The organism is Pseudoxanthomonas sacheonensis (assembly GCF_010093305.1).
GTDB classification, from domain to species: domain Bacteria; phylum Pseudomonadota; class Gammaproteobacteria; order Xanthomonadales; family Xanthomonadaceae; genus Pseudoxanthomonas_A; species Pseudoxanthomonas_A sacheonensis.
On sequence record NZ_PDWS01000018.1, the window covers coordinates 43325 to 57072 of the forward strand.

The 13748-nt window shown below is 62.7% G+C and carries 12 protein-coding genes and 1 tRNA gene; 6 read left to right on the forward strand and 7 right to left on the reverse strand.

Annotation, left to right across the window (positions count from 1 at the left end):
• Positions 1-40: 40 nt before the first annotated feature.
• Positions 41-1420, reverse strand: coding sequence for a DNA repair protein RadA (gene radA / locus CSC73_RS14520; RefSeq protein WP_163841551.1), 1380 nt, complete (start codon positions 1418-1420; stop codon positions 41-43).
• 92 nt (positions 1421-1512) lie between these two features.
• Positions 1513-4011 (reverse strand): Tle-like phospholipase domain-containing protein, encoded by a 2499-nt coding sequence (locus CSC73_RS14525; RefSeq protein WP_163841554.1) that lies wholly within the window; start codon positions 4009-4011, stop codon positions 1513-1515.
• Between the two features lie 147 nt (positions 4012-4158).
• On the opposite strand from CSC73_RS14525, the gene CSC73_RS14530 reads away from it, so the two are divergent.
• The 6 genes from CSC73_RS14530 (at position 4159) to arsH (ending at position 8289) form a co-directional block, all read left to right on the forward strand.
• Positions 4159-5025 (forward strand): ankyrin repeat domain-containing protein, encoded by an 867-nt coding sequence (locus CSC73_RS14530; protein ID WP_163841557.1) that lies wholly within the window; start codon positions 4159-4161, stop codon positions 5023-5025.
• 41 nt (positions 5026-5066) lie between these two features.
• Positions 5067-5951: an ankyrin repeat domain-containing protein gene (locus tag CSC73_RS14535; protein ID WP_163841560.1), complete on the forward strand. Its 885-nt coding sequence runs from the start codon at positions 5067-5069 to the stop codon at positions 5949-5951.
• A gap of 133 nt (positions 5952-6084) precedes the next feature.
• Positions 6085-6405, forward strand: a complete 321-nt coding sequence (locus CSC73_RS14540) for an ArsR/SmtB family transcription factor (protein ID WP_163841564.1) — start codon at positions 6085-6087, stop codon at positions 6403-6405.
• Positions 6406-6426: 21 nt separating this feature from the next.
• Complete coding sequence (locus CSC73_RS14545; RefSeq protein WP_163841567.1) at positions 6427-6930, forward strand: arsenate reductase ArsC; 504 nt, start codon at positions 6427-6429, stop codon at positions 6928-6930.
• Positions 6927-7577, forward strand: coding sequence for an aquaporin (locus tag CSC73_RS14550; RefSeq protein ID WP_163841569.1), 651 nt, complete (start codon positions 6927-6929; stop codon positions 7575-7577). The genes CSC73_RS14545 and CSC73_RS14550 overlap by 4 nt, the downstream gene beginning before the upstream one ends.
• On the forward strand, positions 7570-8289 hold the full coding sequence (gene arsH, locus CSC73_RS14555; RefSeq protein WP_163841585.1) for an arsenical resistance protein ArsH: 720 nt from the start codon (positions 7570-7572) through the stop codon (positions 8287-8289). Before CSC73_RS14550 ends, arsH begins: the two co-directional genes overlap by 8 nt.
• 40 nt (positions 8290-8329) lie before the next feature.
• On the opposite strand, the gene CSC73_RS14560 is transcribed toward arsH, so the two are convergent.
• The 5 genes from CSC73_RS14560 to CSC73_RS14580 all read right to left on the reverse strand — a co-directional run bounded on the left by CSC73_RS14560 (position 8330) and on the right by CSC73_RS14580 (position 13733).
• Positions 8330-8405, reverse strand: a tRNA-Thr gene (locus tag CSC73_RS14560).
• 35 nt (positions 8406-8440) lie between these two features.
• On the reverse strand, positions 8441-9391 hold the full coding sequence (ispH, locus tag CSC73_RS14565; protein WP_163841588.1) for a 4-hydroxy-3-methylbut-2-enyl diphosphate reductase: 951 nt from the start codon (positions 9389-9391) through the stop codon (positions 8441-8443).
• A 7-nt stretch (positions 9392-9398) separates the two neighbouring features.
• Complete coding sequence (lspA, locus tag CSC73_RS14570; protein WP_163841591.1) at positions 9399-9902, reverse strand: signal peptidase II; 504 nt, start codon at positions 9900-9902, stop codon at positions 9399-9401.
• Positions 9903-9957: 55 nt separating this feature from the next.
• On the reverse strand, positions 9958-12789 hold the full coding sequence (gene ileS / locus CSC73_RS14575; RefSeq protein WP_163841594.1) for an isoleucine--tRNA ligase: 2832 nt from the start codon (positions 12787-12789) through the stop codon (positions 9958-9960).
• Positions 12786-13733: a bifunctional riboflavin kinase/FAD synthetase gene (locus CSC73_RS14580; protein WP_163841689.1), complete on the reverse strand. Its 948-nt coding sequence runs from the start codon at positions 13731-13733 to the stop codon at positions 12786-12788. The genes ileS and CSC73_RS14580 overlap by 4 nt, the downstream gene beginning before the upstream one ends.
• Positions 13734-13748: the final 15 nt, after the last annotated feature.

A 13748-nucleotide genomic window follows, 5' to 3' on the forward strand; every position in this document is an offset into this window, starting at 1 on the left:
GCAATGGGAGCTTCGCGACTTGCGTCGCTCCTACGACCGTCTATTCCGATGCTGCTTCAAGCGCATCGGACAGCCGCTCCACAGCGATCACTTCCATCGCCTTGAACGCCCCCGACTTCGGCGCATTTCCTTTCGCCACGATCGCCCGCTTGAACCCATGCGTGGCCGCTTCGCGCAAACGCTCTTCGCCATTGGGAATCGGGCGGATCTCGCCGGACAATCCGACTTCGCCGAAGGCGATGGTCTTCTCCGGCAACGGCTTGTCGCGCAACGACGACAGCACGGCCAGCAATACCGGCAGGTCGGCTGCGGTCTCCTGCACGCGGATGCCGCCGACCACGTTGACGAACACGTCCTGATCGCTGGTGACGATGCCGCCGTGCCTGTGCAACACAGCCAGCAGCATCGCCAACCGGTTCTGCTCCAACCCCACTGCGACCCGGCGCGGATTGGACAGAGGCGATGAGTCCACCAGCGCCTGCACTTCCACCAGCAGCGGACGCGTGCCTTCGCGCGTGACCATCACGCAGCTTCCCGGTTGCTGGGTGCTGCCGCCGGACAGGAAGATCGCCGAAGGATTGGGAACTTCCTTCAGGCCTTTCTCGCCCATCGCGAACACACCCAGTTCGTTGACCGCGCCGAAGCGGTTCTTGAAGGCGCGCAGTACGCGGAAGCGGCTGCCGCTCTCGCCTTCGAAATACAGCACCGCGTCGACCATGTGTTCGAGCACGCGCGGGCCGGCGATGCCGCCTTCCTTGGTGACGTGGCCGATCAGGAACACGGCCGTGCCGGTTTCCTTGGCGTAGCGCACCAGACGCGCTGCGCTTTCGCGCACCTGACTCACCGAACCCGGCGCGGCGGTCAGCGAATCGGTCCATAGCGTCTGCACCGAATCGGCGACGATCACCTTGGGTTGCGCGGCGACGGCGTGGTCCAGGATCTTCTCGATCCCGGTTTCAGCCAGCGCCCGCAACCCCTCCATGGGCAGTCCCAGGCGCAAGGCACGGCCGGCCACCTGCGCCAGCGATTCTTCGCCGGTCACGTAAAGCGACGGCAGCGATTGCGACATCTGCGCCATCGCCTGCAGCAACAAGGTCGATTTACCGATGCCCGGGTCGCCGCCGACCAGCACCACCGCGCCTTCGACCAGTCCGCCGCCCAGCACGCGGTCGAATTCGCCTATACCGGTGGAAACGCGAGCTTCCTCGCTGCTGCGCACGTCCTTGAGCGCGGTGATCTGCGGCGCTTCCAGCTTGCCCGCCCAGCCGCTGCGTCGCGATGCTGCTGGCGCGCCGGCGGCCGGCTCCAGCACGATTTCGGACAAGGTGTTCCAGGCGCCACATTCGGCGCATTGGCCCTGCCACTTGTTGTGTTCGGCGCCGCATTCGCTGCAGACGTAGGCGGTCTTGCTCTTGGCCATGATGTTTTCGTTCGGCGAACCAGCGCACAGGATAGACGCGCGCCATCGCGCAGGGCGAGACTGGCGCCGTGCGAAGCCGGCTTCGCAGCCCCTCAGGCCATCCGGAGCGCGGCCCGGGTGACGACTTCAGCGTCCTGGTGCTGGGTCAGCGCGGAATTCCGCGTTTGTTCCTGCCGGGCGCTCGCTTCCGCCATTTGCTGCGTGCTCTGGGCCAGCGGGGTATTCAAACCCTGCATGGTGTCCACGCTGGCGCGTCGGTGGGCAGGATCGTCCAGCCGCCCTTGCACCGCGAAAGTAAGCTTGGCATCGCCGCTCATCACCACATGGTCGATCCCGCGCATGCCCTGTTCCTTGGCCGCCACGGCCAGATGGCCGCTCAGCTGGTCGCTGCGCAGATCGGGCGTGCGATTGTGTTTGGCATCGATGGCGTGGATGCCTCGCGCCGCATCGCGGAACAGGGAATGCTCGGGGTGGTTTGGGTCGTTGAGCAGAACACCTTTGCCCCGTGCGGGGTGCGGCAAGTCATCTGCCTGCTTCGGCAATGCGGATCGCGGTTCCTGTCCGATGGTTTGCTGCACAGGCACCGGCTGCTGCATCAGCTGCTTGACCGCGGCGTGCTCAAGCGACTGGGTGCGCGCGTCCAGGCTCGGGATCACCGTCTCGGTCATCAGATGCCGTTGGGTGGCTTCATTACCTGCACCTGCCGCGTGCTTGATGACCGACCGTGTCTGCCAGGCGTTCATCAGGCCGCCAGGTCCAAGATAAGTCGCTTCCGCGGCAAGGACGCCGCCCACTCCTGCTCCGGTTACCGCCAGGGCCGTGGGTGCATGCCCGGTCAGATTGCGCACTCCGCGCCCGGTTTGATCGAATGCCCGGTCGATGTCGGCTCCGGCGTGTTCAGCGGATTTCCGCAAATTCGCACCGGTCTGGTTGGCGGTCTGTTCCAGCAGCTGCGCGCCCTGACCCGCGGTCTGCCGGACGCTGTTCGCGTCGCGTCCGGCATGATCCAGCGCTCCTCTGGCCTGTGCGGTCTTGAGGTCGCAGTACGCGTCGGTGGCCTGATCGCGCCGATCCGCTTCCTGGCGCAGGCCCGGTGCGATCTTGTCCGCGAAAGGCAGATGGCTTGCGGCCCGCAGCAAGGCATTGCTGGTTTCATTGCCCCAACGCTGGGTCACGCATTGCGCCATCGGTACCGCAGCTTCCAGGTATCCCGTCGCCATGCGAACCTGCGCGACCGCTTCGCCGCCAGCGCGCACTTGCAAACCGGATACCTTGCCGAAGGTCTGCGCGCCGAGTTCGGCAGCCTGGCCGGTGACCTTGCCGCCCACCCGATAGCCGTCACCCAAGGTGTCCAGGGCAACATCGGTAACCCTGCCGGCGACGGCGATCCCCTCGCCCGCCCGCTTTCCCACGTACGCTCCCGCCACGGCTCCGCTCAACACATTCAGCAGTGGCCCTGCGTCCTTGGCCACTTCGCTGATTGCCGGTTCTTTCGGCCGATCGATCAGATTGCCCTGGGCGTCCCGCATCTTGGCTTCAAGCATGGGCTGTATCTGCCCGGCCGCAGTGGGCACCTGCTTCAGGGTCCTGCTGCCGGAATGCTCGGCAAGGTAGTCGATCAGACCCAGCGCGTCCTGCTGGGCTTGTTTGCTATGGGGCAGGAGTTGTCCCAGCTGCGTGGTCAGCAGCTGCCGCGCTTCCGGCAGACGCGAAACATCGGCCGCCATGGTGGCGACAGCTCCCATCTGCATCCGTTGCAATGCGTCCATGCGGCCGATCATGGCTTGGCCGTCGGTGAGGACTTCGCCTTTGACTTGATAGGCGGTGATGATTTTGTCGGTGTCGAAAACCGAGAGGCCTTGTTTTTCAGCGTAGCGCTGTGCAGTGGCGGGATTCAAGCCCGAGGAATTGAAGGTGATGGCGGGAATACCGGTAATCGCGGAAGCTGAAGAGGCCAAGCCGCCGCCTAATGAATGCCCCGCTATTTCAAAATCATTACCCAATGGCGACAGACTCAAGTCATTCGCAAGCCTCATGGCGCGGTTGTAGTAATCGCTCTCCAGACCTACACCCTGGATACCGTTATTCACCCAATCTTCTGCTGCAGACTCCCGGGTAACCTCTTTACCCTCGCTGTCGTGTGCTATCACCGCCCCATTGGAACCCTTGTAACAGACGACCGGCTTTACATCAGAACCGAAAACCCGAGGGTCAGCCAAATAGATTTCAGCGCGAAAATTGGAATCGTCAGGCTGCAGATACTGCCTAATCTGCTGGTCAGTCCAGTTCACGCCGGCCTGACGCAAGAGTTCAGGATGCTCGCTCGCACGTATCCAGCCCGGTTGCGATGAAGGCCTGTGGGCTGCAGATTCGTAGACGTCATCCGCCAATCCTGCTATGTCACGCACATGATATTGCTGCGTCAGCGCATCTGCTTGGCGAGAAATCTGCAAATCACCGGATTGCAACGATTGCGCCCGCATTGCAGACAGCAATTCGTTCTGCTGCCGCACCTGCGATATTTTTTCCTCCAGCGTCCGTGGATCCTGGGACGGGAGTACTGGCCCGACAGTCACAGTGGGCGTAGTCATGTTCGGCTCCTTGCCTTGGGTTGACACAGCAATCAACGCTGTTCAACCTGCCACTGTGCATCCTTGCTGTCAATCGCACAGGCCACTTAAAAAAGATAGTGAAGTCACATTTAACAGGGGAGATAAACGATGTCCAGGAATGGACTCATGCTCGCTTTCGGTAACCTTTTCGCCGCGCTACTGCTATCGTCGTGCCTGATTGCTTGCCACGCGCAACCCACAGGCAAACCCGCCACGGCAGGCTTTCCCGCCAGCAATTATTTCGAAGGCAAAGCCCTGGAACTGGCCGAGGCAGTTGATCGCAACGATGCGGCCGACGTTCGGCGGCTAATCAAGCAGCAAGGCGTCAATCCCGATGTGATCTTCGACGAGAGCGCCATGCCCATGGTGGCTTGGCCGGTGTTCAACAAGAATCTGCCGGGTTTGAAACTATTGTTGGACAACGGTGCCGACCCCAACGCGCGCCGCATCGATTCGCAACGCACAAGCGGGCAGCAACGCAACAACGCACTGGTCTTCGCCGCTGGCAATGCAGACTCGCGTTATCTGACCATGCTGCTCGATTACGGCGGCGATCCTAATACCCACAATTCCAATGGAGAACCGCTGACCTACGTGGCCACGCTGCAGGATCAATGGCCTAATGTAAAGGTTCTGATCGAGCATGGCGCCAATATCAATGAAGGCCTCTATGTTCCTGAAAGCTACAACACGGTAGTTGCCTGGTATTCGAGTTTCGGTAATTTCGAACAGGTCTATTGGCTTCTTCAGCATGGTGCCGACCCTACCCGTACCACCGAAACGCAGAGAGGGTCGGTCAATAAAACTCGCATGCCCGTCGTTGACGATATCTACTGGCTGCCGGTTAAACCGCAGATAGTCGAATGGCAACGCAAATGCCAGCACTGGCTGCGCATGCACGGTATCGAGCGGCAACCAATGCCGACATACATGAAAGAGCGCCGTATCAAGCTGGGACTTCCTAGCGAGGAGAAGGATATCCCCCTGCTGTAAATGCCTCACGACTCGTTTAACGAAAGCATGGACGCATCAAGATGAATGAACGGGAAAATTCATTGGCCTTTTTTGGCCTCAAACTGGGGCTGCTGTTATCGACATGCTTGGCTGCCTGCCAGGCGAAACCTGCAAGCGAACCCACAACTGCAACTTTTTCCGCCAGCAACTACTTCCAAGGCGAGGCCCTGGAGCTGGCCGAAGCAGTCGATCGCAACGATGCAGCCGACGTCCAACGGCTGATCAAGCAAGAAGGCGTCAACCCGGATGTGATCTTCGACGAGAGCGCCATGCCCATGGTGGTTTGGCCGGTATTCAACAAGAACCTGCCTGGCTTGAAGTTACTGCTGGACAACGGAGCCAATCCCAACGCTCGTCGCATCGATTCACAACGTCCAAGCGGGCAGCAACGCAATAATGCTCTGGTTTTTGCCGCCAGCGACGCCGACTCGCGCTATCTGGCGATGTTGCTCGATTACGGTGGGGATCCCAACACTCACAACTCCAATGGTGAAGCGCTGACCCATGTGGCTTATTTGCAAGATCAATGGCCAAACGTAAAGATGCTGATCGAGCGTGGCGCCAACGTCAACGAAGGCCTCTATGCACCAGAGGGCTACAACACCGTGGTCAATTGGTATTCCCGTTTTGGCAATTTCGAACAAGTCTACTGGTTGCTCCAGCATGGGGCCGATCCCACCCGTACTACCGAGACCCAGAAAGGATCGGCCAATAAGACCCGCATGCCCGTGGTTGACGATATCTACTGGCTACCGGTCAAACCGCAGATAGTCGAATGGCAACGCAAGTGCCAGTATTGGCTGCGGGACCACGGTATCGACCGGTCGCCCATGCCGACCCAGATAAAGGACAGCCGTATCCAGCTTGGGCTGCCCAGCGAAGAGAAAGACATCCCGCTTTTATAAGGCATCTCGCAACGACGAAGCGCGGAAGCATCGACAGACAACGCACCGATTTGCTGGGCTTAGAGAATTCGGCCCTGCAACCGATTTGCAACAAACTCTTGCAATAATTCCATTATTCCGGAATTATGGAAATATGGACACATCCGAAACAGTCGAAGCCCTTCGCGCCCTGGCCCACGACCATCGACTTGCCGCCTATCGGGCCCTTGTACAGGCAGGCCCGAATGGCATGGCGGTCGGCGAGCTTCGCGACGCGCTGGACTTGCCTGCCGCCACGCTCACGGCCCATTTGAACCAATTGCGCGCGGCGGGACTCGTCAACGACGAAAGGGAGGGGCGTGTCATCCGGATACGTGCCGACTACGGCCGCATGAACGGCCTGATCGGCTTCCTGACGGAGAACTGCTGCGGCGGCAAATCCTGCGCGCCAGCGCCCAAGAAAGTTCTGCGTTGACCCACGACCAATGGAATCGAAATGGAAGACAAGACCTACAACGTTCTGTTTCTCTGCACCGGCAACTCAGCCCGGAGCATCATGGCCGAAGCGATCCTCAACGTCCTGGGCAAGGGACGATTCAAGGCATTCAGCGCCGGCAGCAACCCGAGCGGGAGGGTTCAGCCCATGGCGCAGGAGCTTGCCGAAGCTATCGGCTACGACACCATCGATATCCGCAGCAAGAACTGGGATGAATTCGCTGCCGAGGGCGCGCCCGAGATGGACATGGTCATCACCGTCTGCGACAACGCGGCCGGCGAATCCTGTCCCGTTTGGCTCGGCCACCCCGCGCTGGCGCACTGGGGCGTGCCCGACCCTGTTGCCGTCACCGGCGATGAAGACACCCGCCGCCGCGCCTACACCGCCGCTTTCGCCACGCTCCGCCGACGAATCGAGTTGCTGCTGGCACTGCCGCTGCAAAGCCTGGACCATCTGGCGGCGCAGGCCAAACTAAGGGAAATCGGGAAGGTCGGCGCGGAATGACCTCGAAGCGATTGTTGTCCGAATTCCTGGCCACCGGACTTCTGCTGGTAACGGTAGTAGGTTCCGGGATCATGGCCGAACGCCTGGCCGGCGGAAACGGCGCCATCGCCTTGATCGCGAACACCCTGGCGACCATCGGCGGGCTCTACGTCCTGATCGAAATATTCGGCCCCGTTAGCGGGGCGCACATGAATCCCGCGGTCAGCGCGGTCATGGCCGCGCGCGGCGGCTTGCCGTGGAAGACGCTGCCCGGATACGTCGTTGTCCAACTGGCAGGCGCCGCATGCGGCGCCTGGCTGGCCAATGCGATGTTCGAACTGCCTGTCCTGGAATTCTCGACAAAAACCCGCGCGGGAATCGGGCAATGGTTGGGCGAGATAGTCGCGACCGCCGGCCTGCTGCTCGTTGTTCTGCGCGCGCCGTCCGCACGCGTTGCGGCGTTGGTTGCCGCCTACATCGGCGCCGCCTACTGGTTTACTTCTTCAACCTCTTTCGCCAATCCAGCGGCCGCTTTCGGACGAATGTTCAGTGATAGTTTCGCCGGCATCTCTCCCCACGACGTTCCCGGATTCGTGATTGCCGAAGGCATCGGCGCGGCGATGGGAATGGCCATCAACAAGCTCTTGGGCCCCACCGATCATGCGTGACTCCGTGCTATTGCCGAACGTCGACACCGGGCTGTTCGCGCTCCCCACTTTGGAGCAGCTTTCGCCGCCCGCCCGGGCGACCCATCCGCCCCGCTTCCTGCTGCTCTACGGCTCGCTTCGCAAACGGTCTTTTAGCAAGCTCCTGGCTCTTGAGGCTGCACGCCTGCTCGAAGCGATGGGCGCGGAAACGCGCGTATTCGACCCCGCGGGCCTGCCTTTGCCCGATGCCGAACCGGATACGCACCCGAAGGTGCAGGAACTTCGCCAGCTAGCCCAATGGGCGGAAGGCATGGTCTGGAGCTCGCCCGAGCGTCATGGCGCGATGTCGGGAATCATGAAAGCGCAAATAGACTGGATACCCTTGTCGCATGGCTCGGTGCGCCCGACGCAGGGAAAGACGCTGGCGGTGATGCAGGTGTCCGGCGGCTCGCAATCGTTCAATGCCGTCAATCAGCTGCGGATCCTGGGGCGATGGATGAGGATGCTCACGATCCCCAACCAATCCTCGGTCGCCAAGGCCTTCAATGAATTCGACGATGCCGGCCGGATGAAGCCGTCTGCCTTCTACGATCGCGTCGTGGACGTGATGGAGGAGCTGATGAAGTTCACCCTGCTCACGCGCGATGTTTCTCCCTTTCTGGTGGACCGCTACAGCGAAAGGAAAGAAAGCGCCAAAGCGCTGTCCAAGCGTGTCGGTTTCCGAACCATCTAACGAAAAAGCCGCCCTTTCGGGGCGGCCTTTTTGCAGAATCTGGTGCCGGAAATAGGAATCGAACCTACGACCTCATCATTACGAATGACGCGCTCTACCAACTGAGCTATTCCGGCGAGGCCGTGAATTCTAGGGGTCGCAGGGGGTGGGGTCAATTCACCAGTTGCAGGCGGAGCTCCTTGGGCAGGGCGAAAACCATGCTTTCCGGCTCTCCGTCCAGCTCGGCCACCCCGTTGGCGCCCAGCTCGCGCAGGCGCTCGATCACACCCTGCACCAGCACGTCCGGTGCCGAAGCGCCCGCAGTCACGCCGATGCGGGTCTTGCCCGCCAGCCACGACGGCTCGATTTCCGCGGCTCCATCGATCAGATAGGCCTCCACGCCTTCGCGCTCGGCCAGCTCGCGCAGGCGGTTGGAATTGGAACTGTTGGGCGACCCCACCACCAGCATCAGATCGCAACGCGCAGCCAGCTCGCGCACGGCATCCTGGCGGTTCTGGGTGGCGTAGCAGATGTCGTCGTGGCGCGGGCCCTGCATCTCCGGGAAACGGGCCTGCAGCGCTTCGATGATGCCGCGGGTGTCGTCCACCGACAGCGTGGTCTGGGTGGTATAGGCCAGGTTCTGCGGCTGCTCCACTTGCAGCGTGGCCACGCCTTCCAGGTCTTCCACCAGATAGATCCGCCCCGTCCCGTATTCGCTGTTCCACTGGCCCATGGTGCCTTCCACTTCCGGGTGTCCGGCATGGCCGATCAGCACCACGTCGCGGCCGGCGCGGCAATGGCGCGCGACTTCGAAATGGACCTTGGTGACCAATGGGCAGGTCGCGTCGAAGATCTTCAGGCCGCGCGAAGCGGCTTCGGCGCGCACCGCCTGCGATACGCCGTGCGCGCTGAAGATCACCGTGGCGTTGTCGGGCACTTCGTCGAGTTCTTCCACGAACACCGCGCCGCGGTTGCGCAGGTCTTCCACCACGAAGCGGTTGTGGACCACCTCATGGCGGACGTAGATCGGTGCGCCCAGGGTTTCGATGGCGCGCTTGACGATCTCGATGGCGCGGTCGACCCCGGCGCAGAAACCCCTGGGATTGGCGAGAAGGATGTCCATGGCTCGATTATGGACCTTTGGCCTTGCGCTTGCCGTCAAAAAGGCCGAACAAAGCGATGCCGACGGCACCCGCGACGATGGCCGAATCGGCCAGATTGAAGGCCGGCCAGTAGTGCTCGCGCCAGTGCCACTGGATGAAATCGACGACGTGCCCGTGCATCAGGCGGTCGATGACGTTGCCCAGCGCTCCGCCGATCACCAGCGCGTAGGGCACTGCCTGACGCCAGTCCCCGCGCGCCGTGCGCGACAGCCAGAATCCCAGCAGGCCGCTGATGGCGACAGCGAGGATCGTGAAGAACCAGATCTGCCAGCCGCCCGCATCGCTCAGAAAACTGAACGCAGCCCCGGTGTTGTAGGTGCGGTACCAGTTCCAGAAACCTTCGATAACCGGGATGGCGGTGTATTCCGGCAGCTTCGCCAGCACCCAGGCTTTGCTCAGCTGGTCCAGAGCGATGACGACGATGGACAGGATCAGCCAGGTGAGGGCGCTGGGTTTGGGGTGATTGGACATGTGGGACGACGCCTTCGTTTGTTCCCTTCTCCCACCGGGAGAAGGAAACGCAAGATCAGAACCACTTCCTGTCTTCGCCCGGACCTTCGATATTGGAGACGCAGCGGCCGCACAGCTCCGGGTGCCGCGCATCCACACCGACGTCGGCGCGATGGTGCCAGCAACGCACGCACTTGGCCTTGGTGCTCGGTTGCGCCAGCACGAACACCTCGTCTGCGTTGACTGCCGAGACGGTGACGTCGCCGCTGATGAACAGGAAGCGCAGTTCTTCGGCAAGCGGCTGCCATTTGACGGCCGTTTCCGCATTCGCCGACACCGCGATTTCCGCGTCAAGCGCCGCGCCGATCACGCCGTTGGCGCGCATCGGTTCCAGCACCTTGGCCATCTGCTCGCGCAGCGCCAGCAGCTTGTCGAAGTCTTCCGCCGACAAAGGCGCATCCGCAGGCAAAGGCGCCAGGCCGTCGTACCAGGTGGTGAACAGCACGTTGGCCGCGCGTTCGCCCGGCAGGAAGCCCCAGATTTCGTCGGCGGTGAAGCTGAGGATCGGCGCGACCCAGCGCGTGAACGCTTCCAGGATATGGAACATCGCGCTCTGCGCCGAACGGCGGCCGCGCGAATCTTCCCGCATGGTGTACAGGCGGTCCTTGGTCACGTCCAGGTACAGCGAGCCCAGATCGACGCTGCAGAAATTGAGCAGGGTCTGCACGATTTCGGCAAAGTCGTAGCGCTCGTAAGCCGCGACGATCTTCTGCTGCACTTCGAAGGCGCGATGCACGACCCAGCGATCCAGCGCCACCATGTCCGCGGGCGCCACCAGATCGCGTGCGGGAACGAAACCATCCAGATTGCTCAGCAAAAAACGCGCCGTGTTGCGCAGGCGGCGATAGGCGTCGGCGTTGCGCTTCAGGATTTCCTGCGACAGCGACATCTCGTTGCTGTAGTCGGCCGAGGCTATCCACAGGCGCAGGATGTCCGCGCCCAGCGTCTTCATGATGTCCTGCGGCTCGATTCCGTTGCCCAGCGACTTGGACATCTTGCGGCCGTTCTCGTCCACGGTGAAACCGTGGGTGAGGCACTGCCGGTAAGGCGCGTGTTTGTCGATCGCCACGCCGGTGAGCAGCGAAGACTGGAACCAGCCGCGATGCTGGTCCGAACCTTCTAGATACAGATCGGCCGGCTTGCCGAAGCCGCGATCCAGCAGCACGCCTTCATGGGTGACGCCGGAATCGAACCACACATCCAGGATGTCGGTGGTCTTCTCGTAGTCCTTGGCTTCCTCGCCCAGCAGTTCGGCGGCATCCAGCGCATACCAGACGTCCACACCGCCCTGCTCCACTTTGTCGGCTACGGCGCGCATCAGCTCCACCGTGCGCGGATGCGGTTCGCCGGTTTCGCGGTGCACGAACAATGTGATCGGCACGCCCCAGGTGCGCTGGCGGCTGATGCACCAGTCGGGCCTGCCTTCGACCATGCCTGCGATGCGCGCCTCGCCCCAGGTGGGATACCACTTCACGTGCTTGATAGCAGCCAGCGCGTCGCGGCGCAGGTGGGCCTGCTCCATCGAGATGAACCATTGCGGCGTGGCCCGGAACACCACCGGCGTGCGGTGGCGCCAGCAGTGCGGATAGCTGTGCTCAAGCTTGTGGAAGGCGAGCAGCGCGCCGCTTTCGCGCAGCGCTTCGACGATGGCGTCGTTGGCTTTCCAGATATGCATTCCCGCCAGCGCGACTTCGCCGGCAGGCGGCGTGGACGGCAGGTACACCCCGCGGCCGTCCACCGGATTCATCTGCGCCGCGCTGTAGCGTTCGATCAGGCCGTATTTCTGGCCTACCACGAAATCTTCCTGGCCATGGCCCGGTGCGGTGTGCACGGCGCCGGTGCCGTCTTCGGCGGAGACGTGGTCGCCCAGGATCACCGGGATCTCGCGTTCGGCATAGAAGGGATGCTTCAACACCACGCCTTCCAGCGCGCTGCCCTTGGCGTGCGCATGCGTCACCGGGTCGGCGACACCATAACGCTGCAGCGCACGCGCGGCGAGCGCTTCGGCGACCACCAGCCAGCGCCGCTGGCCGTTGTGCGCCGGCCCTTCGACCAGCGCGTAATCCAGGTCCGGACCCAGCGACACAGCTAGGGAGGCGGGAAGCGTCCAGGGCGTGGTGGTCCAGATCGGCACCGCCACTTCCACCCCTTCCGGCACGGTCACGTCGAACGCCGCGGCCAATGCCTTGACATCGCGCACGGTGTAGGCGACATCCACTGCGGGCGACACCTTGTCCTGGTATTCGATCTCCGCTTCGGCCAGCGCCGAGCCGCAATCGAAACACCAATGCACGGGCTTGGCGCCGCGCAGCAGATGGCCGTTGGCCACGATCTTGGCCAGCGCGCGGATTTCGTCGGCTTCGAACTTGAAATTGAGCGTGAGGTAGGGGTTTTCCCAATCGCCGATCACGCCCAGGCGCTTGAAGTCGCGGCGCTGGAGGTCGATCTGTTCGTTGGCGAACTCGCGGCATTTTTCACGGAACTGCGCCGCGTCGAGTTTCACGCCGACCTTGCCGTGCTTTTTCTCCACTGCGATCTCGATCGGCAGGCCATGGCAATCCCAGCCCGGCACGTACGGCGCGTCGAAACCCGCCACGTACTTCGATTTGACGATGATGTCCTTGAGGATCTTGTTGACCGCATGGCCCAGGTGGATGGCGCCGTTGGCGTAGGGCGGGCCGTCGTGCAGCACGAACAATGGCCGGCCCTTGGCGTTGGCCCGCAGTTGCGCGTACAGGCCGTCGGCCTCCCAGCGCGCCAGGGTCTGCGGTTCGCGCTTGGGCAGGTCGCCGCGCATCGGGAATTCCGTGGCGGGCAGGTGCAGCGTTGCTTTGTAATCCTGGGTCACGCGGTCGCTCGTAGTCGTTGTTCGGAAAGGAGGCGGCGCGCGGTTCCGGCGTCGCGTTGCATCTGCTCGGTCAGTGAGGGTAGATCGGGGAATTTGAGTTCGTCGCGCAGCTTGGCGACGAATTCGACTTCGATATGGCGCCCGTACAGATCGCCGTCGAAATCGAACAAGTGCGCTTCCAACAGAGGTTCTACGCCGTCGACGGTGGGACGCGTGCCGAAACTGGACACCGACGCATGGGGGCGCTCGCCCACTCCATGCACCCAGGTCGCGTAGATGCCGGAAAGCGCCGGCACTTTCGGAAAGCGCAGATTGGCGGTGGGGAAACCCAGCGTGCGGCCCAGCTGCTTGCCGCGCACCACGCGTCCGCCGATCGAATAAGCGCGGCCCAGCAGACGCGAGGCGTCGGTGAAGTCGCCGCTACGCAGGGCCTCGCGGATACGGGTGCTGGAAACGCGTTCGCCCTGCAGCAGCACCGGCTCGATTTCGTTCGCGGAAAAGCCGAGTTCGCGGCCCATCTGTTTCAGCAGGGGCAGATCGCCGCCGCGCCGATGGCCGAAACGGAAATCCGGACCGATCCAGACCTCGCGCGCTTCCAGCCGGCCGACCAGCAGGCTGCGCACGAACTCCTCCGCGCCCATGGCCGACAGGCGGGCGTCGAAGCGCAGCAGGCCGACGCTGTCCGCGCCCAGGTCGCGCAGGCCCCGGTACTTGCCGCGCGCCAGGGTCAGGCGCGGCGGCGGCAGGTCGCGGGAAAAGAACTCGCGCGGCAGCGGCTCGAAGCTCAGCGCCACCGCCGGCAAGGACAAATCGCGGGCACGGGCGACGGCGTGGCGCACCAGCGTCCGATGGCCCAGGTGCAGACCGTCGAAGGCGCCGATGCAGACCACGCTACCGTGCGGGAACAACGCCCCACCATCGACGTCACGAAACAGCCTGCTCATCACCATGAAGTATAG

What these genes read in the sequence shown, in the direction of transcription:
- radA (WP_163841551.1), bottom strand. Translation starts at nt 1,420, where the DNA reads ATGGCCAAGAGCAAGACCGCCTACGTCTGCAGCGAATGCGGCGCCGAA.
- CSC73_RS14525 (WP_163841554.1), bottom strand. Translation starts at nt 4,011, where the DNA reads ATGACTACGCCCACTGTGACTGTCGGGCCAGTACTCCCGTCCCAGGAT.
- CSC73_RS14530 (WP_163841557.1), top strand. Translation starts at nt 4,159, where the DNA reads ATGCTCGCTTTCGGTAACCTTTTCGCCGCGCTACTGCTATCGTCGTGC.
- CSC73_RS14535 (WP_163841560.1), top strand. Translation starts at nt 5,067, where the DNA reads ATGAATGAACGGGAAAATTCATTGGCCTTTTTTGGCCTCAAACTGGGG.
- CSC73_RS14540 (WP_163841564.1), top strand. Translation starts at nt 6,085, where the DNA reads ATGGACACATCCGAAACAGTCGAAGCCCTTCGCGCCCTGGCCCACGAC.
- CSC73_RS14545 (WP_163841567.1), top strand. Translation starts at nt 6,427, where the DNA reads ATGGAAGACAAGACCTACAACGTTCTGTTTCTCTGCACCGGCAACTCA.
- CSC73_RS14550 (WP_163841569.1), top strand. Translation starts at nt 6,927, where the DNA reads ATGACCTCGAAGCGATTGTTGTCCGAATTCCTGGCCACCGGACTTCTG.
- arsH (WP_163841585.1), top strand. Translation starts at nt 7,570, where the DNA reads ATGCGTGACTCCGTGCTATTGCCGAACGTCGACACCGGGCTGTTCGCG.
- ispH (WP_163841588.1), bottom strand. Translation starts at nt 9,391, where the DNA reads ATGGACATCCTTCTCGCCAATCCCAGGGGTTTCTGCGCCGGGGTCGAC.
- lspA (WP_163841591.1), bottom strand. Translation starts at nt 9,902, where the DNA reads ATGTCCAATCACCCCAAACCCAGCGCCCTCACCTGGCTGATCCTGTCC.
- CSC73_RS14580 (WP_163841689.1), bottom strand. Translation starts at nt 13,733, where the DNA reads ATGAGCAGGCTGTTTCGTGACGTCGATGGTGGGGCGTTGTTCCCGCAC.